The sequence below is a fragment of the Streptomyces sp. NBC_00353 genome, assembly GCF_036108815.1.
GTDB lineage: Bacteria > Actinomycetota > Actinomycetes > Streptomycetales > Streptomycetaceae > Streptomyces.
Genome location: NZ_CP107985.1, coordinates 2,801,048 through 2,825,396, shown reverse-complemented (window position 1 = coordinate 2,825,396; position 24,349 = coordinate 2,801,048). Strand labels below are relative to the sequence as shown.

General features: G+C 66.7%; 17 protein-coding genes and 2 pseudogenes. 11 read left to right on the top strand and 8 right to left on the bottom strand.

The features are described from left to right. Positions 1 to 45 precede the first annotated feature (45 nt). The gene (locus tag OHA88_RS12980; RefSeq protein WP_328625635.1) at positions 46 to 1,218 is read left to right on the top strand and encodes a hypothetical protein; all 1,173 of its coding nucleotides are present in this window, start codon (positions 46 to 48) and stop codon (positions 1,216 to 1,218) included. A 324-nt stretch (positions 1,219 to 1,542) separates the two neighbouring features. Then, on the top strand, positions 1,543 to 2,253 hold the full coding sequence (locus OHA88_RS12975; protein WP_328625634.1) for a peptidylprolyl isomerase: 711 nt from the start codon (positions 1,543 to 1,545) through the stop codon (positions 2,251 to 2,253). Positions 2,254 to 2,382: 129 nt separating this feature from the next. On the opposite strand, the gene OHA88_RS12970 is transcribed toward OHA88_RS12975, so the two are convergent. Together OHA88_RS12970 and OHA88_RS12965 are read right to left on the bottom strand one after the other, a co-directional pair. After that, positions 2,383 to 3,465, bottom strand: coding sequence for a hypothetical protein (locus tag OHA88_RS12970; RefSeq protein ID WP_328625633.1), 1,083 nt, complete (start codon positions 3,463 to 3,465; stop codon positions 2,383 to 2,385). Between the two features lie 623 nt (positions 3,466 to 4,088). Then, the gene (locus OHA88_RS12965; RefSeq protein ID WP_328625632.1) at positions 4,089 to 4,673 is read right to left on the bottom strand and encodes a hypothetical protein; all 585 of its coding nucleotides are present in this window, start codon (positions 4,671 to 4,673) and stop codon (positions 4,089 to 4,091) included. A 756-nt stretch (positions 4,674 to 5,429) separates the two neighbouring features. Between OHA88_RS12965 and aspS the strand changes: the two genes are divergently transcribed. Further along, on the top strand, positions 5,430 to 6,740 hold the full coding sequence (aspS, locus tag OHA88_RS12960; protein WP_328625631.1) for an aspartate--tRNA(Asn) ligase: 1,311 nt from the start codon (positions 5,430 to 5,432) through the stop codon (positions 6,738 to 6,740). A gap of 459 nt (positions 6,741 to 7,199) precedes the next feature. Next, entirely contained in the window at positions 7,200 to 7,877 is a 678-nt protein-coding gene (locus OHA88_RS12955; RefSeq protein WP_328625630.1) for a DUF6308 family protein, read from the top strand. A 66-nt stretch (positions 7,878 to 7,943) separates the two neighbouring features. On the opposite strand, the gene OHA88_RS12950 is transcribed toward OHA88_RS12955, so the two are convergent. Then, positions 7,944 to 8,492, bottom strand: a complete 549-nt coding sequence (locus OHA88_RS12950) for a GIY-YIG nuclease family protein (RefSeq protein WP_328625629.1) — start codon at positions 8,490 to 8,492, stop codon at positions 7,944 to 7,946. Between the two features lie 269 nt (positions 8,493 to 8,761). Here OHA88_RS12950 and OHA88_RS12945 point away from each other — a divergent pair, with 269 nt between their 5' ends. The 5 genes and pseudogenes from OHA88_RS12945 (at position 8,762) to OHA88_RS12925 (ending at position 14,585) form a co-directional block, all read left to right on the top strand. Beyond that, the gene (locus tag OHA88_RS12945) at positions 8,762 to 10,252 is read left to right on the top strand and encodes a DUF4365 domain-containing protein (protein WP_328625628.1); all 1,491 of its coding nucleotides are present in this window, start codon (positions 8,762 to 8,764) and stop codon (positions 10,250 to 10,252) included. Further along, positions 10,249 to 11,694: an argonaute/piwi family protein gene (locus OHA88_RS12940; protein ID WP_328625627.1), complete on the top strand. Its 1,446-nt coding sequence runs from the start codon at positions 10,249 to 10,251 to the stop codon at positions 11,692 to 11,694. The genes OHA88_RS12945 and OHA88_RS12940 overlap by 4 nt, the downstream gene beginning before the upstream one ends. Before the next feature lie 60 nt (positions 11,695 to 11,754). Beyond that, positions 11,755 to 12,271, top strand: a pseudogene (locus OHA88_RS12935) (transposase); the annotation flags it as partial. A 95-nt stretch (positions 12,272 to 12,366) separates the two neighbouring features. Next, on the top strand, positions 12,367 to 13,377 hold the full coding sequence (locus OHA88_RS12930; protein ID WP_328625626.1) for a hypothetical protein: 1,011 nt from the start codon (positions 12,367 to 12,369) through the stop codon (positions 13,375 to 13,377). A 713-nt stretch (positions 13,378 to 14,090) separates the two neighbouring features. Then, the gene (locus tag OHA88_RS12925; RefSeq protein ID WP_328625625.1) at positions 14,091 to 14,585 is read left to right on the top strand and encodes a hypothetical protein; all 495 of its coding nucleotides are present in this window, start codon (positions 14,091 to 14,093) and stop codon (positions 14,583 to 14,585) included. Between the two features lie 138 nt (positions 14,586 to 14,723). On the opposite strand, the gene OHA88_RS12920 is transcribed toward OHA88_RS12925, so the two are convergent. Beyond that, positions 14,724 to 14,918 carry a helix-turn-helix transcriptional regulator gene (locus OHA88_RS12920; protein ID WP_242436147.1) on the bottom strand — a complete coding sequence of 65 codons (195 nt, stop codon included), beginning with the start codon at positions 14,916 to 14,918 and terminating at the stop codon, positions 14,724 to 14,726. Positions 14,919 to 15,570: 652 nt separating this feature from the next. Between OHA88_RS12920 and OHA88_RS12915 the strand changes: the two genes are divergently transcribed. Then, on the top strand, positions 15,571 to 15,693 hold the full coding sequence (locus OHA88_RS12915) for a hypothetical protein (RefSeq protein ID WP_328625624.1): 123 nt from the start codon (positions 15,571 to 15,573) through the stop codon (positions 15,691 to 15,693). Positions 15,694 to 15,863: 170 nt separating this feature from the next. Here the strand turns inward: OHA88_RS12915 and drmC are convergent, their stop codons facing one another. The 4 genes and pseudogenes from drmC to OHA88_RS12895 all read right to left on the bottom strand — a co-directional run bounded on the left by drmC (position 15,864) and on the right by OHA88_RS12895 (position 23,839). After that, positions 15,864 to 16,598 (bottom strand): DISARM system phospholipase D-like protein DrmC, encoded by a 735-nt coding sequence (gene drmC, locus OHA88_RS12910; protein WP_328625623.1) that lies wholly within the window; start codon positions 16,596 to 16,598, stop codon positions 15,864 to 15,866. Continuing rightward, a pseudogene (gene drmB / locus OHA88_RS12905) lies at positions 16,591 to 18,615 on the bottom strand (DrmB family protein). Before drmB ends, drmC begins: the two are co-directional and overlap by 8 nt. Continuing rightward, positions 18,612 to 22,370 (bottom strand): DISARM system helicase DrmA, encoded by a 3,759-nt coding sequence (gene drmA / locus OHA88_RS12900; protein ID WP_328625622.1) that lies wholly within the window; start codon positions 22,368 to 22,370, stop codon positions 18,612 to 18,614. Before drmA ends, drmB begins: the two are co-directional and overlap by 4 nt. Then, complete coding sequence (locus OHA88_RS12895; RefSeq protein ID WP_328625621.1) at positions 22,367 to 23,839, bottom strand: ISAs1 family transposase; 1,473 nt, start codon at positions 23,837 to 23,839, stop codon at positions 22,367 to 22,369. Before OHA88_RS12895 ends, drmA begins: the two co-directional genes overlap by 4 nt. 172 nt (positions 23,840 to 24,011) lie before the next feature. Between OHA88_RS12895 and OHA88_RS44635 the strand changes: the two genes are divergently transcribed. Then, on the top strand, positions 24,012 to 24,272 hold the full coding sequence (locus OHA88_RS44635; protein ID WP_443044217.1) for an HNH endonuclease: 261 nt from the start codon (positions 24,012 to 24,014) through the stop codon (positions 24,270 to 24,272). Positions 24,273 to 24,349 lie beyond the last annotated feature (77 nt).

The following is a 24,349-nucleotide window of genomic DNA, read 5'->3' as shown; positions in this document are numbered from 1 at the left end:
AAATGGAATGAGAATGGCCCGCTGAGCGACCTACGATCGTCTGTCATGGGTGTATACGCGAGCCGGAATCGGACGGATGCGGCGCCGAAGCGGGCGGGCGAGCCACAGGCCGAGTTCTTCGAGAGGGTCGCCGGTCCATTCTGGGACCAGGTTCGGGATGTGATCAACGAATGGTGGGCGCGCTTCCCTGACCAGGCTCAACCCGGCCTGCTCAGCCGACTGCGGGACCGAAACTCCGACACGAACGTCTACTCTGCGCTGTGGGAGTTGTACCTGCACGAGATGTTGCTCGGTTCCGGTTGCAGCGTGGAGGTTGAGCGGCAAACGGGAACAGGTGGCTATAAGCCCGACTTCCTGGTTACGCGCGGTAACGAGCAGTTCGTCGTCGAGGCGATCTGGAAGGCTCAGAAGCGCGACGCTGGGTCTTACTCGCTCCCGCCGCAGTTGAGCGATGCCATCGATCGCTTGCCGAGTCCGAACTTCTTCGTATCGTGCGAACTCCACAGCGCCGGTACGGCAACGCCGCCGCAGAGACGGCTGAAGTCCGGGCTCACGCGATGGCTTGCAAGCTTGGACCCCGACCAGGTCATCGCCGACCATGAGCACAAGGTGCCGCTTCCCAGTCACACTTGGCAAGAGGCTGGCTGGTGCCTCACGTTTCAAGCGATCCCCCGCAGCCCAGGCAAACGTGGCAATCCATCCAGCAGGACAATCGGCGTCTACCCCTCGGCATGGGTGGTCGAGGACGGATCGGAGCGAGTGCTCGACGCCGTCACACACAAGGGTGGGAGGTATGGTGACCTGGAGCTGCCATTCATCGTGGCGGTAGGCCATGCAGCCGATTTCCCCGAAGATGAGGACATCGAGAGAGCGCTGTACGGGAGTACGGTTGAGTACGCCTACGACAGCGGATCGACCTTCAGCCGAAAGCCCGATGGCTACTGGACTGCCACCTACGACCATGCCCACAGCCGTGTCAGCGGGGTGCTCATCGTGAACAACCCAGCACCCTGGACCTGGACGAAAAACACTCCCGTTCTCTGGCAAAGCCCGGATCCCGCCTCGCTTCCTGCCCCCATCTTCCCTACCTGGGCAACCGCGCAACTGGCTGGGATCCAGGTCGAGCGCCAGCCCGCGATTCGCTCCGTCCACACCGCTCTCGGTCTGCCGGAACGCTGGCCGACCGGCGACGCCTTCCCCCGGAGTGACCCGAGATGACGGCAGCGGCACCGTCAGTCTCGACAGCGGCATCCCGGTGAGATCACCTCATGCGCACGGCAGCGTTCGGTGGGGGCCTCTGCGTGGACTGGGGAGGCCGCTCGACCGGGTTCGGGGAGCATCCGTCGTGCACCGGGTGGACGCCCTGATCGGCCAGCCGACGCTGTGCCGCATCCGAACGAAGTGGCCTGCGGCCGCGGGCCGAAGGCTGGGAGGCGGATATGGCTTGCGGGCGGGTTCTCGCCCGCCGGGCCGCGCTTTAGGCTGCGACCGCTCCGAAATCTGGCGATCTTTTGGAGGGTGTGCAGGATGAACCGAACTCTCATGACCGCATTGGCGGCAGCAGCGTTGGTCGTGTCCGGGGGCAGCACCACCGCCTCCGCTTACGATGCCCCGCCGCGAACCACGCACGGTCCTTGCCAGTACACCCAGACCCCGGACGAGCCGGCGGCGCGGCCGGTTCCGCTGCCGCCCGACCCGCGGCACACCCCCAGTCACGGCACGGTCGATATGGCTGTCCGGACCAGCCAGGGACCGCTCCCGCTGAGTCTGGACCGGGCGAAGGCGCCGTGCACGGTCCAGAGCTTCGTGCACCTGGCGCGGCACCGGTTCTACGACCGTACTGTGTGCCATCGGCTGACGGCGTATCCGACGCTGAAGGTCTTGCAGTGTGGCGACCCGACCGGCACTGGCGAGGGTGGGCCGGGGTACGAGTACAAGGACGAGCTGCCGGTGGACCTGCCGCCGGCACCGAGCGATCCGACCGGCGTCCGTCGCCTTTACGGGCGCGGTTTGCTGGCGATGGCCAACGCCGGGCCGAACACGAACGGTTCGCAGTTCTTCGTCGTCTACGGCAACTCCGCGCTGCGACCGAACTACACGGTGTTCGGCACTGTCGGTGCCGCCGGCCTGAAGACGCTCGACAAGATCGCTGCTGGCGGCATCGAGCCAACTTCGCAGGACCCGAAGCCTGTCGACGGCACGCCCGTGCTGCGGACCGAGCTGCTCAGCGTCCGGCCGTCCTGCCGGCCCTGATGAACTGTGGTGCGGTCACCGTGGGTCCAGCTATGCGCCTGGTCTCACGGTGATGTGAAGTAGCCGTTGCTGAACGCCTCGTGCTGCAATTGGCTGTGACGCTGGGAGGGCCGTCGGGCGGGTGGCGCGTCAGGGGCCGTAGGGGCTCCAGTGCCCGAGGAAGGGCTTCAGTTCGTCGGCTCGCGGCTCGGGGATGTTGGGCAACTGGGGCGGAGTTTCCAGGGGGTCGAGACGCTCCACGGTGTCCGCTGCCCAGCTGATCCATGCTTCGGCTTCGGTTCTCGCCTTCCCCGGCGGCATGGCCTCGATTCGCGTGCGCACGGCGCTCACATATTCGGTCAGTCGGGTGGCGTAGCGCCATGCCGCCTCCTGGGCTTCGAGGTGCCTGACGCGGTACGCCTCCGCGTACCGGACGCGAGCCCCCTCCATGGCAGCTTCCCAGCGGACGCGCTTCTGGCGTGCCGCTTCGATCTCGTCGAGACGTCTGCGTTCTGCGGCTTCGCCGCGGAGGGCGACCTCCTGCGCGATCTCGGCGAGCTGCTCTTCGAGGGAGCGTCCGAGAGTGTCGGCCCATTCGCTCGCCCGGTGCGGTTGGCCACCGCTAAGGACGAAGCGGAGACGCTCGGACGGGGTGTAGTCGAAGCGGGGGATCCTGACCCAGGAGTACTTCTTCGCCTCGGTGAGTTCCTTCTCGGTGGCGACGTGCTCCGTTCGGTCCTGCTCCTGGAGGACGAGGAACCCCACGGTCTGTCCCTGCGCGGTGATGGTGAAGTGGGGAGATGCCCTGCGCCGGCGATGAGACGGGGGTGCGAAGCCAGTCTGTCCTGCCGAACTGGAGTGTCCGTCGTTCTCGGCGGCGGCGATCAGCGCCTGGATGAGTCGGAGAGCACGCCCTTGGACAGGCTTGGTCAGGCCCAGCGGCTGACGTTCGTTCTGCATGGCCCGGACCACGGGATGCGGCCGCACGAGCCGCGAGGGCACGGGGACGGGTTCGAGGACGGCAAGACGCCAAGCGGGGATGTCGACGAGCTTGATCTCGTACCCGCCACGGCACCAGCCCCCATACAGCTCCTTCGTCTCCGGGATCCTTCCGGACCTGCGAGCAGCGGCGATACGGGACGGCCAGTTTACGGAATCCGGCCCGCTTCCGTTCTTGACGATCCGGCCGCCCGCCTCCGCGAGCTCATGCAGCAGCTGCTCCGTGAACGTCACGCGAGGCTGCGGGGGAGAGCTTGGCTTTCGCACGGAGGCCGGAGTTTCCTGCGCGCGGTTAGACGGGGGTTGCGGAGTGGCGGCATGGGTCTTCTGCGAGCGCGAACCGTGGAGAGGGTACGTGCCGTGCGCCAGATAGTGCTGGCCGACGCTTGTCAGCGCGACACTCCACTGCCCGCCCTTCCGGGAGATCGTGACCAGGCCCCGGTTCTGCAGTGCCTGGCAAGTGGTCTTTGTAGGAGCTGGTCTCCCAGACGCCGCCAGGGCACCCGGCTCCCACCCACTGCAACACCGAGAGCTGCCGCTCATTGACCCGTCGTTTCAATGACCCGCCTTCGACTCGAGGTTGACGTACCACCGCGGCATGTTGTCAGTTCCGTTTGTCAGCGACGGGTGGTTCGAAACAATTCGCTCGAACGAGCGGGGGCTGAAGTCGACCGTGTCTACGCGGCGATGGCGCGCAACACTGACCGGTGCGCGGTGGAGTCTCTGCCGAAGGGAGCGATGAGCCGCCACTGTACGGGCGAACTGGGTGCCCGTGCGGGCGGCGATCTTCGCCGTTGCCGTCAGCTCGGCCTCCGTGAGCTGCCGGCGAGTCAGCCCGGTCTCTTCGGTCGCAACTTTCAGCCACTGAGCTTCGCGCGCAGGCGTTCGTTCTCCTTCTCCAGGGTCTTAACGCGTCGTTCGAGGTCGGCTCGTGTCGGCTTCTTCGGGGGCGGCGGAGGTGGAGGTTCTGTTGCTTCCGGTGGCTCGCAACGCAGTCCGATTGGTTCGAAGGCCACGATTGTTTGCCGGTCTTCCCCGCACTCAGAGCATCGCCTGCCGTATGACCCGGAGGAGATGGGGTCGGTGTACGTGTAGTGCGCCTCGGTCTCGATGATGTGGCCGCAGTACAACCGGACACGCCACCGCATGATCTCGTGGTCTGCCTTCTTGAAGGACTGCATCAGCTTCGCGACATTCTCGAACGCCTGGCGGCGACGCTCCGCCCTCGCCGGGTCTGCCCGGCATTTGGCGTTGTCCTCCTCGACCTGACGCCGAACCGACTCGCTGACCTCCTCGCTCTGCTTCTGACAGCGGTGGTCCCTGCGGGTGAGTTCATATTCTTCCAGCGGAACGCCACTGCTCCGGTATTCGACTTCGCGCATGAGCGCCAGCGTAGAAGCGGTGTCCACGCGGCCATGGAGAAGAATGGTCTTGTCAACCAACTTGCGGATTCTGCCCATGAGTGACCGCAGGGGTGCGTACTGGCCCAGGTGGTTGGCCTCCATAGAGTCGTGGTTGGTTGATCGGATTCGTGGTCGCAGGAGTCGCTGCAGGCTATGTTGCGTATGCTCCGAGGCCAGCGGCCTATGCCCGTGCGGTGCAGCGACGGGCGGCTGCGGCGAGGGTGTCGGAGGGACGCACGTGACGCACGCCTTACGGGATTCTTGGTGAGGCGTGAGGGGTGGCGAAGATGACCAGGGCGCTTCTGACGTTTCTGCTCAGTGAGCGCGGGGCTCCGCGGCTGTGACGGTGGACGGGAAAGATCACGCCGGTGGTCAAATAGATCGAGATCCACTGCATCTTCGGTGCCGCTCCTTTTGGGGGTGGATGCTCACTGGACTTCCCCGAGACAGAGCCAGTTCCCATTGCGGGGTTCGCAGTTCTTGGTTGCGGCGGCACCCGTGAGATCCATATCCTTCCGGGCAACGCGTTGACGGAGACGAGTAGCCAGGGATCTCGCGAGCCGAGAGAGCCGCCGGAAGCTGTGAAGGCGGTCTCGCACCCCGAGGTGAAGACCCTCCCGAGCGCGGGGAGAAACGGCGCCCCGGGGTGTCCCAATGCCCCGCCGGCCGGCCCCCGTCACCGGGCCCGAATGAGGCTGCCACCGGCAGGTGGCGGCGAAAGTGCGGTGGTACCGCGAGTTGCCCTTCTCGCCCGCACTCCCAAGGGATCATGACGATGTCCTTCGGAGGACCGCAATGATCCAAAGCCGCGTACACGTCTCCGACCTGCGAGAACACGTCGGCCGTACCGTAACCGTCTGCGGATGGGTAAACACCCTTCGCCTGCAGAGCAATATGCAGTTCGTCGTCGTACGGGACAGCACCGGTCTGGTGCAAGTCACCCACAGGCGTGACAGCGGGCCGCTGGAGGCCCAGCTCGAAGCCCTCACCCCCGAGTCCGCCGTCAAGATCACCGGCCGCGTCGTGGACGCCGCCCAGGTCAAGCTCGGCGGCCTCGAACTCGTCCCTGAGACGATCCAGGTGCTGAACCAGGCCGCCACACCGCTGCCGATCGACGAGCACACCGGGATCGAGCACCGGCTGGACTGGCGCTTCCTGGACGTGCGCCGCCGTCCCGCCACCCAGCTGATGTTCGCCGTGCAGACCACCCTGGAGCAGGGGATGCGCGGGTACGCCTACGCGCAGGGCGCCACCGAGACGCACACCCCCAAGCTCATGGGCACCGCCTCGGAGTCCGGCGCTGAAGTCTTCAAGCTCGGCTACTTCGGCCGCAGCGCCTACCTGGCGCAGTCGCCCCAGTTCTACAAGCAGATGGCGATCGCGGCCGGGATCGACAAGGTCTTCGAGATCGGCCCCGTTTTCCGTGCCGAGCCGTCGTTCACCTCCCGGCACGCCACCGAGTTCACTGGCGTCGACGTCGAGCTGGCGTGGATCGACGGTGTCGAGGACGTCATGGTGTTCGAGGAGCGGATGCTCGCCCACGCGATCGCCAAGGTCGCCGACGCCCACGGCGAGGCCGTCCGGGAACAGTTCGGCGTGGAGATCACTGTCCCCGAGACGCCGTTCCCCCGCATCACCATGGCCGAGGCGCACGACATCCTGCGCAAGGGCGGCTGGGACCCGGAGGGGATCAAGGAGGACCTGGACCCGGAGGGCGAGCGGAGCATCAGCGCCCATATCCAGGAGGCCACGGGGCACGAGTTCGTGTTCATCACGCACTATCCGGTGAGTATCCGGCCCTTTTACCACATGCGGCCGGTCGACGACCCGAGCGTGACCCTGAGCTTCGACATGCTGTGGAAGGGGCTGGAGGTCACCACCGGCGCGCAGCGCGAGCACCGCTACGACGTGCTGCTGAAGCAGGCCGCCGAGAAGGGCATGAGCCCCGAGCCGATGCAGGACTACCTGAACGCGTTCCGGTACGGGTGCCCGCCGCACGGCGGCCTGGGCATGGGCCTCGGACGGGTGCTGATGGTGATGCTCGGCCTGGAGTCCATCCGCGAGGCCAGCTTCCTCTTCCGCGGGCCAAACCGGCTCACCCCGTAACCGGCCGCTGGATGCGTCCCACGGCACGGGCCGACGCCTCGTACCGTGGGACGCGGTCTCAGAAGCGGAGATGACGTAGGTCATGTGCCCAATCCTGGTGGAGTGTCTGCGATTCGCTCGCAGGAGTCTGGCCCCGTGAGATTGCCCAAGTGCCGCAACAACCCCAGCGTGACGCGTTGAATTGATGGCCGTCTTGAGGGTCCCTTTCGACGTACGGGCAGATAGTGGCGGTGGACCATCAATGATCCGCGGGATCGCCGGTTTGGCTAACAGGCGATCCTGCGCTATGTTGCTCCGCTTCGAAGCTGTCTGCGCCCACTCATGTGACCGGCTGTTGCAGCGCTGGCCCCGCGTCCTACTCGTTTTGGCTGCCACTTCCGTCTGAGCCGCCGTCTGGTTTCATCTGGTGTACCGTCCACCGACACATCAGTGGTCGCAAGGTAGTTGGGGGGCTGCTCGGTGATCGAACTGAAGATCCCAGAGATCTACTGGGACGAGGAGAAGGGCGTGCGCCTGCTGGTCGAGTACTTCACCCGACGACGCTCACGCGGTGACCTGTTCTATTCCGGTGCGCACTTTGAGCGCGTAGGCGGGGGCGGGGACGCCCAGCACGTCGCGGACCGCTTCGACAGCAACGACCTGGTGGCCATCACCACGCTCAGTGTCTCCCTCGAGCCGCACGGGGCAATTAACTTGCTTACCGACCCCGACGGGCACTGGGCGCGCCTGCTGTCGCTCATCCCTCGTGACGCACGTTTGGAGAATCCTGGAAGCGATGCGCTTATAGCGGAGGGCGGACCCGCGTGGGAGTTGTGGGAACGCCTGGCCGGCAGCAAGCAGCACCCCAGCAAGCCCGACGGCAGCGGCCCGGTTGTCGCAGGCAAATTGCTGGCCCGCAAGCGTCCCCACCTGATCCCCATCTACGACGTCCGCATCAAGCAACTCTTCGAGCGGCCGAAGAAGGACCACTCCTTCTGGGCCGCGCTGGCTGCGGCCCTGCGGGCGGACAACGGCGCCCTCCACAATCAGTTGGTCCGTCTCCGAGACAAGGCGGCTATCGGTGAGGACATCGGCGTCCTGCGTGTGTTCGACGTCATCGCCTGGATGTATCAGGGCCGGCAGGGCAGGTTGCGATGAGCTGAGGGCAATGCGGTGGCAGAGGAGCGTCGACGAGGCCGCCGAGGGCCGATTAGCGAATGCCGGCTACTTGTCCGGACGCGGGCCGGCACTGGCGTAGTAGAAGGCTCGTGCCTGTTTGACGCTGTCCCGGGTGGCACCATGCTCCGCTCCGTCGACATTTAGTGGTGGGTGCAGATTGGAGATCAGTTCCTTCTCCACTGGGACGGGGTCGGCGTGCTCACTCCAGGTGAGGGTGAGGTGTTCGTGCATCCAGTGGGTGAGGCGCTGCTCGTCCTTGGGGAGCAGGACGACGCGGTCGGTCCAGGTAGTGCGATAGCCCTCGGTTGGCAATAGGAGTCCGGCCAGGGTCCGGCGCAGGGTGGACCGTCCGGAGTCCCTCAGGTGGTTTGACACGACGCGGGACCGCAGTCGGCTGGCCCTGCCCAGGTAGAGCAGTCGGCGTCCGGCATCGCCCGAGTTAACCGGTCCGGGGAAGGAAGCCAGGACCTCGGGCGGCGCCCACCAGGCGTACACCCCTGCGGTCGTGGGCAGGGCGGTAGCAGAGCGGCTGAGGGAGTGGGGTGCGGAGAGCAGAGCGGCTGTGGCCTTCTGAATGGTCACGTCGTCAAGCATGGGAGCACCCTAGGTGCGACGAGCATTCGTCCGCTTCCGGCCCGTGCAGAAGTGGCGGTCGGGTGCCGATTCGTCGGTGGCCTTCCCCAGGGGACCGGACGTACCAGGGCGGCGGCCCGGCCCTATGGCAGCCCCCGCTGTTCGACCTCCATCAAAGGCAGCCTCCGGGGACGTTGTCGGGCCTGACTGTCAGTGGTGCCGCATACCCTGAATGGGCACCTCGGTCGGCTCCTCGTCGACGGGTCGTGTTCAGCAAGGAGGGTGGGGCCATGGCTGATCGCAAGACCGTGACGCGCCAGACATTCATCGGTGAGAAAGGCATCGCCCTGATCGAACGACGCTGCCTGGAGATGGGCCACCTCTTCCATCCCCGGCGCGTCGATCACGGCATCGACGGACACATCGATCTGGTCGACCCCGACAGCCGTGCCGTGCTGAACCTGACCCTGCTGGTCCAGAGCAAAGCGCAGGACCGACGCTTCTCTGGCGAGACGGACGACGGCTTCCACTACCTCTGCGACCAGCGCGATCTTGATCACTGGCTGTCCGGCAACTCGCCGGTCATCCTGGTCTTTTCCCACCCCGGGAGTCATGAGGCGTGGTGGGTGGAGGTCAAGGCGGCGTTCCCGGACGCGGTCAGCCGTGCTGCCCGCCGCGTGGACATCGACAAGCACACCCAGCGCTTCGACCGGGACGCCGCCCAGGCACTGCTGCGCTTGGCGATGCCGCGGACGACGGGCCTGTACCTGCGGCCCGCGTCGATCACCGAAGTGCTGACCACGAACCTGCTGCCCGTCATCGAGATGCCGCCGACCGTGCATCTGGCCCCGACGGCCTTCACTGACTACCGCGCGGCCGGTGGCGCACTGGAGACGCAGGGCCGGCGTGAGTCCGGCTGGATCCTGCGGGACAACCTGGTCCTGTCGTTCCACGACCTGCGGGACTCGCCTTTGCGGGTGCTCTGCGACGGAGATCCCGAGCGGCACGAGACCAGAGAGTGGGCGGACAGCGACGACCTCGACACCCAGCACCGCTTCGCTGACCTGCTCTCCCGGACGGTTCAGGGCTCCTATCCGGAACTGCGGTGGCACAAGGACCGCAAGCACATGCACTTTCGCGCGACCTCGCACCTGGGGCCTCGCAAGGCGGGCAAGGGACCCGGCTCACGCGGCCGGACCGTGTTCGGTCCACACACCTCGAAGTCCGACCCACAGCGCGTCGGCTACTACCACCACGCGGCACTGCGCACGAGATTCCGGCGCCTGGACGGTGTCTGGTACTGCCAGCTGGAACCGGACTACTGCTTCACCACCGACGGGTACACCGAATACCCTTTCGCCGACCGGCTCCTGGCGGGGATCAAACGTCTCGACCGACATCCGGCGGTCCGAGGCTGGACCCGCATGTGGGCCAACTACCTGCGCCAGGAAGCCGACTTGTTCACGGACGCACGGCCCGTCCAGTTCGGCGAGCTGGCCACCATGACGGTCGAGCGCGGTGTCGACGACCTGTTGTGGGGGCCGGCGCCGTCCGGGGCCGCACCCGAGGACGACCAGGACCCGTCCGCCGGAGGCCAGGAAAGTCTGGACGCTGTACTGGCTGTCGCGGATGCGGACACCCAGGATCTCCTCAGCCTGCTCCAGGACGGCGAGAGCGACGAGGGCGCTCCTCGGCGAAGAAGCCCTGGAAGCAAAGCCAGGTCTGCAGGGCTGCGGACGCCCCGTCAGGGACGGGCGAGCGGTGCGAGGCGAGGCCGGTGATCAGCTCGGTGATCCTTGACGAACCAGAACTGGAATTCGGCGGAGCGGCCCGGCACATCGATCCACGGTTCGGGATCACGAACTACGGCCCCGCCGATCTCGGCGCGGCCGACGCGCCCAGGGCGATCCGCGTCGGCCTGGTCGGTCCTGCGGACCAACTCGACGGGCTGCGCCGATGGCTGGAGCGCTGCCGGGAACCCATCGCGGCCAAGGACGAGAAGTACCCGCATCTCTTCCCGGAATTCCCCGGCTGCGACACCGACCGCGGTCTGCACACCACCCTTGTCTTCAGCGACCGCAACACGCGGGCGATCAGCAGCCGCGACCTGCGCGCCATCGAGACCGCCGGCCAGCCGGCAGCCCTGACCAAGGCCGTGAGCATTTACGCGGAAGAGATCAGGACCCTGGCTGACGAGAACCGTGTCGACGTCCTCCTGGTCGCCAGACCCGAGCAGCTCATCGACACCGCCGGCCGATCAGCCCGCGGCCCGAAGGAGGCCGACGAGCTTCCAGCCCGGGACGCGCTCGACGAGCCGCCCCCGGCCCAGTTCGCCAACTTCCACGACCTGCTCAAAGCCCGGCTGCTGCACCTGCGCCAGCCCATCCAGATCATCCGACGCAGCACCTGGGACGAAGCCACCCGGCCTCCCGAGGGTCACAGTCGCCAGGACGAGGCCAGCCGGGCCTGGAACCTGCACGTCGCCCTCTACTACAAGGCCGGTGGAGTCCCGTGGCGCCTCCTGCGCAGTCCCGCTGACCTCACGACCTGCTACGTCGGTGTCGCCTTCTACCGCAGCGACGACGGGAGCTCTCTGAGCACCTCCGTCGCGCAGGTATTCAACGAACGCGGGGACGGCGTGATCGTGCGCGGAGGGCCGGCGAGGATCAGCCGCACCGACCGCCAGCCCCACCTGGCCCGCGCCGACGCGCACGCCCTCCTGGTCCACGCCCTGGACGCCTATCGGCGCGAGCACCACACCGCACCCGCGCGCATCGTGCTGCACAAGACCTCGGCCTTCACCGACGACGAGGCAGGCGGCTTTCAAGACGCCGCGGACGAACGGTTCATCGACACGCTGGAGATGAGCTGGATCACCAGCAGCGAAGGAGCCGCAGCCTTCCGTCCCGGAGACGCACCGCCCCTGCTCGTCACCCTCGGCGAACGCGAACTCGCGCTGTACGCCACCGGCAGCATCGAGTTCTACCGAACCTACCCCGGCATGTACATTCCGCGCCCGATCGGCATCAGGCCCGTGACCCCCACCCGCAACCCCCGCGAACTGGCCGCCGAAGTCCTCGCCCTGACCAAGATGAACTGGAACCAGACCCGCCTCGACGGGCGCCTCCCCGTCACCCTGCGCACGGCCAACCAGGTCAAATCCGTCCTGCGCTTCTGCCCGCCCGACCAGGCTGTCGCCACCCGCTACGCCCACTACATGTAGTCAGCCGACCGGGCGATTCGCTTTCCGCTGGCCCGGCCCGCACGCCGATCCGTTCCGGCGCGTCGCACGCCCGTGGTGCGGGTGCGCGGCCGGTCCTGGCGCGCTGGTCGATCGCCGCCATGTGCTGCTACCGGCCGGGCGACTCCTCCCGGTTAATCTACCGGCTGCGCCAGCACCGCAAGCACCGGGGTGCAGTACGCAACAGCCTCGCTTGGACCGACTACCGCGACCTGGTCCTGCGCCCCACATCCAGCTCAAAGCCCCTATCGTCCTGATCTGGGACGACCTCAACACCCGCCGGTCCGCCGGGATGCGCGAGTACGCGAACAAACTCGACTGGTTCGCTATTGCCCAATTACCCTCCTACGCACCAGATCTGAAACCGGTGGAGGTGTCTGGTCGCTGTTAAGGCGCGGTCCGCTGGCCAACACCGCCTTCACCGACGACGACCATCTCGAACGCACCCTCCGCTGGGGTCTGCGTCATATTCAGCTCCGCCCAGACCTGAGCGGCGGGTGCCTTGCCGGCACTGGACTCAAGCTCACGCATCAGCCGACAACTCCGGAGAGTTCAGTGACTCAGACACCAGGGGACAAGTAACTCGCCGGTACTGGTCAGGGCCGTCACGCTCCGCCCATACGATCGACCCCACACAGACGTTGAGGGGGATGCATGAACCCGATAGCGCGGAGCCCGTTTGGCCCTGCAGCAGAGCAGCACTGCAACATCAAGGCCCATGCTGAGCTGGCGTTGCTCGACGAGAACGTTAAGAACCTGTCCAAGGCACTCGTGGAGGAATACAGGAAGGAGACCGCGAAGTACCAGCACCTTGCTGAAATGGAAAGGGACGCGCGCCGCGAGGCCGAGACTAGGGCAAGGTCCTACGCCAAAGTGATCGACCAGCATGATGACCTCAAAGCGAAACTCGAATCGATGATCCCTGAATTGGTGCAGGAAGTGCAGCACCTGCCGAAGGAACCCGAGGTCGCTGAGTTGGAAGCTCAGCTCAGGGCGGCGGAGAAGGAGCGGGGCAGCCTCGCCGAGCTGCTCAGAGCTGCAGAGGAGGAGCGAGACGCAGCCCTGCGCGCCCGTGACACTGCCATCGCACGCCTGCGACCCCGGCAGGAGGACGGCATTGTGGTGGGAGACGCGGAGGCCCTCCAGCTGAGGTTGGATGCACCCACCCTTTGCGGCGTCCTCGAACAAGCGAAGCACTATTGCACGCTGCTCGTGATCACCGCTGACCCTGACGAGGCCGAACGGCTGGAGCACCATCAAAAGGCGTCGCTCTGGAGGAATCGCCTTGCAGACGCCCTCGCGATGATCCAGACGTACGCCGAGGATAAGAATCTGACCAGGGCGCGCGGCCGCGGGGCGGGCCCTGACTTCGCCAACCTGAGGGCGTACTGCGGCAGCCGCCCATCCCCGTTGCTCTCACCAGTCAAGGTGATTCTGAACGAGGGGAAGTTCGCCAGCAGCAGCCCTCGCGGCAAGGCTGACAGGAGACTCCGGGTCCCCGAGGACATCGACCCGTCGGGATACGCGGCAATGCTGGAACACATCCGCATCGGCGACGGAGCGCCACCTGCACCGCGCTTGCACTACCTCGATGACACGGATCAAAGCGGCCTGATCGTCGTGGGATTCTTCGGTGAACACCTGCACAACGCCAGCACCAACTAACAGGGGAGACCAGAAAAACAGGCCCCGAACTCCCCTCTGCTCCCAAACGCAAGGTAGCCGTCAGGGACTCAGCGAGCGGGATCTGCGATTTCGGCTGGCGGGGCACAGTCTTCCTGTCGAGGTGTCCGTAGGCCGAGGACCAGGGGCACTCCGAACAGAACAGGTATGCGATCTGCTGGACGGTCTTCTCCCGGGCGTCGTAGAGCTGCTGGGCGAGCTTGGCCTGGTGGGGAGTGAACTTGGGCCCGGGCTCCCGGACCGGCCGCGGGCCCTCGCGGAGGCGAGCCCGTCGGTGGTGTTCGCCACGATCAGCTCGCGCTGGGGTCCGGCGAGCACGGACAACATCCCGAATATCGCCTGCCCTTCCATAGTGGAGATGACGATGCTGCCCTGCTCGATGACGTGCAGAACTCGCCAGCCCACTGGCTGGTCTGGACCCGCGATCGGCATTCGACCACGCGCGCGGAAGCTGGTGGACGTATGTGGGCGGCGCTGCCTGGCCGTGCTGGAAGGCCGGAGGCAGGGCCAACGAGAGCGAGTCGGTGTCAGAGGCGTCGCCGATACTCGGATGGTTTATCAGGTGAGAGGGTGTCGGTGTGAAGGAGTTGCAGGACGGCATAACCCGCCTACTGCCTGACGTGGTCAAGGCGGAGATTGAACCAGAGAGCTGTCCGACCTGGTTGCGGCGGCCAGGGCGGACCGAGTGCGTCGGCATGTGGGAGACGGTCGCGGCCATCTACGGCGCGCTCACTGGGCTGGTCCTGCCGGAGCAGGCCCCTTCTCGCGAGCGGCGGAGCCTGGACGTCCTGCTGACCTACGAGAACGGGCAGCAGCAGATCCTGGAGGTTGACGAGAAGCAGCACTTCACCGCAGCCCGCGCTCTGACGCTGGAGTACTACCCGGCAGGCGTGAAGCTCGGCTTCGACGCTTCTCGATGGTTGGCCCGCTCGCAGGCTCTGACCGGGCGTGAACCCGGCGGCGGCTTCGGCAAGCCGAAGCCGCCGTTGTTCCCTGGCGAGGGCGGGCGCCATCGGCAACGCGCCTTCAGGGACGCACTGGCGGATCTGCTGCCGCCCGTGCACGACCCGACCATCCGGATCAGCGATACGGAGGTCACCGCTATCACCGCTGCACCGGATCCGGTCTCGTCGCTCAGGACACTGCTTGGTGAACGCGGGGTACCGGATGCGTGTCTCGCCTCTGAGTGAGACGGCGCGGCGGCCCCCGCCGTTCAATGGCAGAAGCGAAGTGCCGGCCGGCTCATCTGTCGGACGGGCGCACTGCTGCCGCCTTTGAGACGACGAAGCCCGCCGGAAAACTCCGGCGGGGCGTCTGCGCACGGCGGGCTACGACGGCGTGCAGTGTCCGGCGAGGGCACCGTTGTACTCCGGCTCTCCGCTTTCCAGGACGCGGAGCAAGGATGCGGTGACGACGCGTGTTGTACGGCCGATGCGTAGCACGCGGCAGGGGAACTCCCCGCGACGCACCAGGTCGTAGCCTTTCGCCCGAGAGAACCCCAACGCTCTGGAGGCGTCTTGCACGCTCCCCGTTCCGTCCCAGGTGGCGCGGATGTGCGTTGGGCTATAACGGGTGCCTTGCACCTCGTTGGTCTGTCCGTGCAATTCGGATTCTCCGGTTGTTGAGACGGTGCTTGTGGATCACGGTGCCGACCCGGAAATTAATTAATACAACACGTGACGTAAGTGAGGTCACCTGCATTGCGGGCTGCGGCTGATGGCGATGAGCAAGCCCCCCGGTGCAAGGTCGACTCCATGCCCGGGTGTACTCGGGACGCTGCTACGCGCCTTACAAGACCTTGAGTGCTCACGGCACCTGTTCGCAGGAGCTCTGCGGCAGCGCAGAGCGCTGACAGACGCGCGACGCTTGGAATTGACAGCCGTCTTGGCGGTCCCTTTCGACGTAGGGGCAGGTAGTGGCGGTGGACCATCAATGATCCGCGGGATCGCCGGTTTGGCTAACCGGCGATCCTGGGCTATGTTGCTTCGCTTCAAAGCTGTCTGGGCCCGTATGCGTCCACTCCTGTGGACCGGCTGTTGCAGCCCGGGCCCGTTTCTTGCTGCCCTCTCCCGGGAAACACCTGTGGAGCTCGGCGCCGTAACTGCCCCGGCCTTCCGCTACTCCGTCGGGGCAACGGCACCGACACCCCGGCCTCGCCGGCGCGCGGTGAGGCTGGTGCCGGCCCGACGGCAGGACGGCGCGATGGCGGAGCTGGCCGAGGTGGTCGACGAGGCGCTGCTCGGCCTCGGGGACGGCATTACTCGGGACCGGCCTGAGAGGGACCGGGTGAATCCGTAGCAGGGCATGCCGTCGTGGCGCATGGTGCGCCAGGAGTAGTCGGGGTACCAGACATCGTCTGTGTGGTCGGCCTGTTCTGATGGGCCAGCAGCTTGTTGGCCATGCAGCTCGGGTTGGTTGGCGACGCCTGGTTCTGACAGGGAGGCTCCGGAAGTCCGCTCTGCGAGACGTTAGGAAATCCGTTCGTACAGGGCGCCCTCCGCCTCGCGCAGCTCGCGCTCGACGGCTTCGGCGAGGTTCGGGTTGTCGATGAGGACGCCGAACTCGACGTTGTTGTTCTCCGCGCTCCAGGAGAAGTTCGCGCTGGTCACCAGGAGAAGGTGGTGATCGATGGCAAGGAACTTGGCGTGGTTGCGGACGTATGTGCCGTCGAACTGCTTGGTTCGCCAGACTTCGGCCGGCGCTAGGTGCGCAGCGACTTCTGCAGTCGTCGGGGACCGTTGCTGTCCGACGCCGTCCGCGGCACGGGCGTCCATATAGACGCGGACGGCGATGTCGTCACGCTGTGAGGCTTCTCGTAATGACTTCCAAAGCGCTGAAGTCCGTTGGAAGTTGAAGGTTGAGCACGTGATTGCGTGGCGTGCGCTGTCCACGAGGCGGGTCACCGAGGTGGTGAGCGGCCCGCTTTGGACGAGGTGTCCGGGCATGGTCCAGAGCGGTGACAAAGTGGTCGGCAGAGCCCGTGCCCCCTCGATTGCGCGCAGGGCCAGGACCTGTTGGTGCCTTGGCTCGGTGCCGCTGGCAACCGCCTCCAGAAGGCGTCGGATCTCTGCCCGCTGGCCGACCGCGACGACCTTGAGCGCTGCGGTGAGGGTGTCACCGTCGGCGAGCCGGTCCGCTATGCCTTTGGCCTCGGTCCCGGTGAGGAGTTGGCCAAGGCGTCGTGGCGCGTCCGCCTCACTCATGGACCTGGAAGAACCCGAGGTTGCTGCCGGGCAGGTCGAGGAGGAAGCGGCGGTCGAGGAAACGGTTGGCGCGTTCGCAGGAGGTCTCCGAGGCCATGACACAGCAGTGGCAGGCGGCACCGTGGAGGAAGTCCTCGGGGTCCTGTGGGGTGCGCTTCGAGCAGATGGGGTCGGAGGAGCATCGGGCGGCCTTGCGTAGCGCGCTGCCGACGACCCTTTGGAGGCGGGAAGGCTCGCTGAGTTGGACGAGGCCGCCGAGGGTGCCGTCGCTGTCGGAGGCGGTTGTGCAGATCAGAAGCCCGGCCGACGGGTCTCGGCCCTCCGCGGCGGGCCAGGCGTAGAGGCGTTCGCTGAGACTTGCCGCCGAGTAGCCGCAGGTGAGGGCGAGTTCGCGGATCAGGATGTGGGCGAATGTGTGGACGAGCCAGTAGCGCGGGGGCTTCAGGCGGGTGTCGGGGTCGGCGGTGTCGGAGAAGCGGCGTCTGAAGTTTCTGACGTGTGCCTCGCGGTGGAACTTCCACATGTCGGTGTCGAGGACGCGTTTTTCCCATGCGGCGACTGCGTTCTCGTCGAGCTGGAGGAAGATGCCTTCGCCCCGATCCTCGGTTGCTACGGTCCAGGCCGGTCGTGGTGTACGGGTCAGTGGGGCCAGGCGGCGCGGGAGGTCGCCGACGCGGTCCATGTCATCAATGCGCGTGAAGCCGACCAGGGCATTCACCTTGCGGAGACGTTCGACCGCGAGGACGCGGGTGATCTCCGGCTGCAGGGTGTCGCCTCGCTCGCGGGTGGCGAGGGTGAGGCCGCTCTTGGGGTCCTCGACGCGGGTGCCGACGATGTCGCGCAGCAAGTAACGTCATTCAGGGACGAGAAGGTCGACCGGATCCCAGTCGCGGAGCTTCTCTTCCTGCTCCTCCGGAGTGTCGGTGGGTGCGGAGGCGGCCTGAAGGATTCGTTCCAGGTCGGGGTCAGACAGGCCGGTTACGTCTACGCCGCCGTCCATCCCGAGCAGGTCCCTGATCAGGTCGAGGTCGGCGCGGTACTTGGCGAGCTTGTCGCCGAGCGCGGTGCGGACCCGGTCGGCCAGGTCACTGGCCTTTTCCTCCTGGGACTCCGGCATGACGATGATCGACTGGGTGGCCGGGAACCACAGGTTGGAGGCCCCGACGAGCATCAGCCGGGTGTCGTTGCCACACCCCCTGGGCTCGAAGGCGTCCAGGTGCGGGTGACGTCCGCGACACTTCGGCAGTTTCGCCTTGCCGGCCTCGCCCTGGGCCTCGTTCATCGGGCGCCGCAAGTCGCAGGATGCGCACTGGATGACGGCCGAGGCACCCTTCCCGGCCGTCCGGTCGACCATCTTCAGGGCGGGCAGTTCTGCCTTGCTGCATGGCTGCCCGCGGTGCACCCACAGGTCGTACGGGAACTCGTCCAGGTGCCCGTCGACGCAGGCCAGCAGATAACGGGCCGGGATGGCGGTGCGCCGCATCGGCTTGCGGGTGCGGCCACCCGCGCGCCCCGTGCACTTGGCATGTTCGAAGACGGCCAGGTCGGTGCGGAAGGGATGCGTATTGCGGTAGTCGAACTGGGCGAGCAACCCGAGCATGTCGCAGCCAGTGCACCGTAGCCACTGTGGGAAGACCCGTGACGGGACGCCGAGGTCGTTGCCCTCGGCGGACCGGCTGTGCTTCTTCGGCTGCCAGGGATACGGCCGCAGCTGCACGTCGGGGGAGCGCAGCATCATCCGGACCACGTCACGCAGCCGTGGAGCGTGGATCTGGGGAGGCGCGGAGTCACGCCGCTGCCAGATGCGGTCCCACTCGTCCAAGCCAGTGGGCATGATCGTGAACTGTGGCAAGTCCATGATCGCGCCGGGACCGTAGGTGTATAGCAGGGAGGAGGGGCGGGCTGAGCCGACCTTGGCGCGGTTGTGCTTGGTGGCCTTCTCCGCCTCCTGCTCCAGATCGCCCAGTGGGTCGACGGCGTGAGCGACGTCGTAGACGAACCGCGTCTCGTCACTCATGAACTCTCCTCCGGCATCTGCCACTTCGGGGCATAGTCAGGTGCTCGGTACACCAGTCGTTCCTTGATGGGGCTCACCAGCAAGTTGATCTCCGGCTGAACCTCACGCATCGAGTTCGCCACGATGAACGGCGGCGCGTCCCGTGTGTCAAGGCCCGCCTTCGCGTTCTCCGCGCTCATCATCAGGGCATCGTGCCGACTGTCGTCCAGAACCCTCTCGTACACCAGTGACTTACGCAGCTCTACGAGGTGCTTGCGACGCTTGCCCCACTGATCAAGGCGGTTTTCCAAGCGCAGGCGGGCGCGGTTGGACGCGTCCTCGTCGCCGGCCCGCGCAATCCGGCGTACTAGGGCGTCGATGAGCTCACCGGCGAAGTGCTGCTCGGCCTCGATCCGGGCCGCGCCGTCTTCCGGGGACAGCCCTTGGCCGGGGCCGGCCTTTGCGGCCTGCAAAACCCTGGCCGCGCTGACCAGCACACCGTCCAGGCCGCGTTCCAGCGAGGTCACCGAGAAGGGAGTCACGGACAGTGCCTCGACCTGCGCGTAGAACGTCTCGTGGTAGTGGCGGAACTGCTCGAAGTGGGCGAGGTCCCTGGGGCGCGCCCAGTTCCCCAGCGCGAGGACCAGGCCCGGCCTGTCTGCTGCCCGGCCGACGCGGGAAGACGCCTGGATGTACTCGGCGGTGTTTTTCGGCTGGCCGACTACGAGCATCAGACCCAGCCGGGTCACGTCGACCCCCACCTGCAGCATGGAGGTGGCCAGTACCACGTCGTACGGGTTCACCTCGCGCGTGGGCTCAGGCTTCTTCGCCTCCCGCAATGCGCGCCGGTTCCGCTTGCCCGCGGTGGAGTCGAAACCTGGATCGAATGACACCGCCATCTGGTCGAGGGTCGCGGTGATGTCGGCGCTGGCCACACGTGACGTCAGCTCGGCGACGTGCAGCGACCCGTAGTTGGTACCCGTGCGGCGGGGAAGCTTCGACCAGGGGCGGCCCTTGGCGAGCGCGGTCTGGATGTCGTCGCTCATATACCGTGCCATGCCGGCCAATTCACGGGTAGCGCTGAAGTAGCCGACCAGGCTCATGTACGGATCGGCCACGCTGCCGGAGCGGTCAAGAAGCAGTTGCCCGCCGGCCATGAGAACCTCGGCAACCCGGATCTCCGCCGTGGTCAAGCGCACCCCGGTCGTACTGATCCCGACGTACCGGCGACCCGGCTTGTCCTCGGAGACCGGGATCTCCTTGGAAAAGAAGGTGTTCCCGGCATCCAGGACCTGCGGCGGGAAGATAGTGACGTCCCGCCCGTACAACGCACGTACCTGGTCGGACGCGTTGCGTGCGGTGGCGGTGGAGGCGACAAGGAGCGGACGAACCGGGCGCCCGTCCTTCGTACGCCAGTCGGTCATCACGTCGATGGCCACCTCAAACAGGCCCACCGTGGTGCCAAGGGCTCCCGTGATCAGGTGAAGCTCGTCCTGGATGACCAGATCCGGGGGCCGGAGCCGGGTGGCCGGGTACACGAGAGCGGCCGGATGGCCGTCCTTCTTGGGGTGCTTGCTGCCGTCCTTGATATCGCACTGCTGATAGTCGGGGTGCACGAAGCCGTGCCGCTCGCAACGTCGCGAGACATGCCCGAAGAGCGAGGCCGCCTCGCCCTCCCGCGCCAGACGGGCGAACTTGTCCACTGTGGCGATGACGAACGCCGGCGCGAGCCGGTAGATCTCCTCGTCGACCGTGAGGACCGGCAGCCCGTCGGGGACCTCACCGCCGTCAGAGAACGGGCACTCGGCCAGCTCGTCACCGCAGTACACGTACACCCGACGCAGCGCGGGCTCCGTGCGCACATCCCGCGCCTCGACCCGCGTCCCGCACCACGGGCAGCGCTGGATCTGCAACACCGTTAGCCGATACCCGCGGCCCCCGTGGGCCTTCTGCAACTGCTCGGCAGCCTCGTCATACCGCTTCGGGCTCACATCGGTACCGACCCACAGCCCGATCCGGAACGGCTCGTCTCCCCAGGTCGCCACATCATCGCGCCGCGCCATCTCCGCCGCGCACACCAGGGCCGTGGCACGCTGGAACTGCTGGGCGGTGAGCAGGCGCAGCGTGTACCGCATGAGGACGGCGACTCCGGACCGCCCGTCCAGCGGACCGTCGAAGGCATCCACGACGCCCTGGCGGCGACGGATCGCGAACGTGTACGCGGACAGACCCAGATATGCCTCCGTCTTGCCACCACCGGTCGGGAAGAACAGCAGCTGCGCCTTGGCCAGATCCCCCGACCGCTTCTCGGCCGCCGGGTCGGACAGCAACGGCAACTGCATGAGCACGAAGGCGAGCTGGAAGGTACGCCACGAATGCGCCAGTGCCCCCTTCTCCGCGAGGATCGCCTCGCGAGCCTCGTCGATGCTCTCCTCCGGCCGACTCGCCCGCCGCTCCGCGACCTGCGACTGCACACGCTGATCAGCCATCACCCGGTTCATGAACCGGAAGCAGCGCAACGCCTCTTCGTCCCCCAGGAGATGCTTCAGCCCCTCTTCAAGCTGGCGTTGCACTCTGCGCGCCTCGGTGACCGCGTCCAAGCCCTCGGACCGCAGATGCTCCGGAAGAGCCATGGCTCTCTGCTCCTCGCCGTCCAGCCAGGCCGTATAGCCCGCGACGATTGGCTCAAGGCCCGTACGCAGCTCGTCGGTCGACGCCTCCTGCAGCTTGCGCATGTCCAGCAGGGCCGCGCCGATCTCCTCGGCGGCCGTCTGCGGCGTCTCGCTCACTGGCAGCCACGTCGTCCAGACCTCGCTGGCCCTACGTGCTCCCTCGGCTACCTTCCAGTCCACCGAGCAGGTCCGACCATGGGCGAACTCCAGACGGTTGCGGTACTGAAGCCGCAGTCGCCGCAGCTCGTCGTCCGGCTCCTCGCGTGTGTCGAGGAGTACGTCATTGACCGGCAGGAATACCTCAGCGCCACCGGCCGACACCGACAGCTTGGTCTGGTACAGCCATGCCTCCACCGGGATCTTGCGAGGTGTCTCCCGGTCGTTGCACAGCGCCACCTCGATCAGCCGGCAGCCACCCTCGGCATCGTCGTAACTATCGACCCGGAGCAGGATCTTGTCCTTGAGCACAAACTCGTTCGTACGAGACGGCTTCAGGTCGGCAACCTTGATTGTCTTCGCGATAGCGTGCGGCGTGCGCTGGAAACGACGGAGAGCTGGAGCGGGGGCCGCACCCTCGCCCCCGCGGTCTTCGGTGCCCTCACCACGCTTCTCCTTCACCGGTTCGTACGTGCCCCACGAGGCGGTCACCGTGAACTCGTCGAGATCGTCAGGGATCTGGAAGCGCAGCCCCATCGACGCCGGGATCATCAGCCCACGCTTCTGCGGCTGGTCCTCGACCTCGTCCTCGTCCGAGCTCGCGCTGCTGTCGTCGACGGCGGTGAGCGGCACGCCCCGGCTCTCGGCGGCGTCCACAGCGTCGCCCACATCGGTCGCGGCGTCGTCCGAACCGGTCTCGCCAGGGTCGTCCGAGCCGGCGGTGAGCCGTATGGGCGCTATCCGCCCGATCAAGTACGCCGAGTCGGGGACACCGTCCAGGATCTCGTCCGGGCCCTTCGCCGGACCGAGGAGCTCACGCTCCAGGATGTCGACCAGGTTCTCGCGGGCGGTCCAGGAACGGTCGTCGGGTTCGAGGGCGAGACGGTAAGCGTGGGCCTGAGGAGCGCCGGCTGCGGGCTGGGCGCCGTTGCGCTGCGGGGTGGTCACTCGTCGTCCTCCTCGTCCTCGGTGCCCCCATTGTTGCCAGCGGGACTGACAACGCCCTGCGAGGCGGCGCGGCGGTGGTTCTCTTCGAGGAGGCGGTCGAGGATCTCCACCCGGGCGGCGGGACTCACTGTCCAGCGTTGCATCTGGCGGTAGGTGTGGAAGCCGTGGTCCAGCCGGACGTCGTCCCAGCCGTAGGCGGCCATGACGGCGTGGTCGAGATCAACGTGGATCTCGCGGAGGCGTGTTACGTCCAGGGCTTGATCAAGTTCCGTAGGTGTCCGGATCGTTGGTGATGCCCAGGATGGGGAGTGCTCGTTGGGGTTCGTCGCGGATCGCCGGGTGGTTTTGGCGATGTTGTCGGCTCCGAGGGTTTTCAGCACGCCGATGGCGAGGTTGCGGAGGGTTGCCATGGCCCGTGGTGTGGTTCCGGCGTGGACGGTGGAGGCGTCCTCGGCGAAGGTGACATCCCTGATGTGGTGCGAGGAGTTCTCCACTCCCCAGTGTCCGCGGATCGCGGTGGCCAGGTCGGCCGGGCCGGCCTGGTGGGCGTCGAGGCTGGTGACCGCGTAGACACTCTCACGGGTCTCGCGCTTGCCGGTCTGCTTGCGGCGGCGGTGGACGCGGATGGCCAGGCGGGCGTGGGGAAAGGCGATCCCGCCGAGTTGGTCCGCGATCCCGCAGGTCTTGATCGAGCGGGACTCGCGGCGTCCGTGCCCGGAGGCGGAGGCGGTGTGCTGGACGGGAATGTCCCGCCACGGCAGGGTCGCGAGCTGGTGGTGGGTGGTCGGCTGGTTGGTCTTGATCACGGTGATGTAGTGGGCATTCTTGGTCTCGACCAGCCAGGAGATGTTCGCCTTGACCGAGTGCAGGGCGTCGAAGGTGACGACGGTGCCGGCCAGGTCCAGCGGTGCCAGGAGCGGTTGGAAGTGTGTGGTTTCGTTCGTCTTCGCGCCGACCTCCACCTGGGCGAGGGTCACGACGGTGCCGTGAGTGACCGCGGAGAGCAGATGCCGGCGCGTCGCGGTGAGACGGGCTGATCCCCTGAGTGCTTTGCCGTCGACAGCGATCACGCGCGGCCGCCCGGACGCGGAGGGCGACGGCGCCTGGGCGAGCTCGGTGGCAGCGCGATGCCGGTCGGCCAGGTAGGCGCCCACCGCCCGGTCCAGGGCGTCACCGTCAACAGCCCCCAGCACACGGCCGATCGTGGCCGGAGACGGAGTGCGCCGCCATCCGAGCACGTGGCGCCGGATCCCGATGACTGTCAGGAGTGCGTGAGAGGCACGCTGGCCCCACTCGGCGAGTTCATCGATGCTCCTCGCTCCCGAGACGACCGCGCAGGCACACACCAGCAGGACCGACGTCAGCGAGTACCACCGGCCCCGCCGCGAGCGCGGATCGGGCACCGAGTCGAAGTAGAGGCGCAGGTCAGCGATCCGACCGGCATCCAGCGGCCCCAGCTTCACCAGCACGGCGGGAACGGGAGAACATACAGCAGCAGGCACGGGCCACCTCATGATCATCAGGCTTAAGACACCACAATGATCACGAAGCCCGTGCCTGCCCTGTTATGTACCCCAACCGGTCACAACCCGACCAGCCACACGCCCCCGGAACTTGCAACCGCCCTGACTTGCGAGCCGTATGGCCAGCAGGATTGGGGCGAGGTGGATTCGGAGTCCGCTTCCTGGTTTTAGACCGATGGTTGCAACGGAGAGCATGCGGCTACGGCCAAGCCTTCGACCAAGCGTTCACCGTGTGGTGTTCAAGCAGCTGTTGGGCAGGATTCCGGAAGGTTTCCAGGTGAGTCACGCCGAGCCTCGTCCGTGCCACCACACTCGATGCTGCAGCCCGAACCGCCTGGAGGTCGTGATCAAAGAGGAAAGCGTTGCTCGTAGCGACTGAAGGAGGCACGCGCCCGGAGGGCCCACTGCCGACACGGCCACGAGTACATGCCGGAGAAGGTATACCTGGGCTCTCGT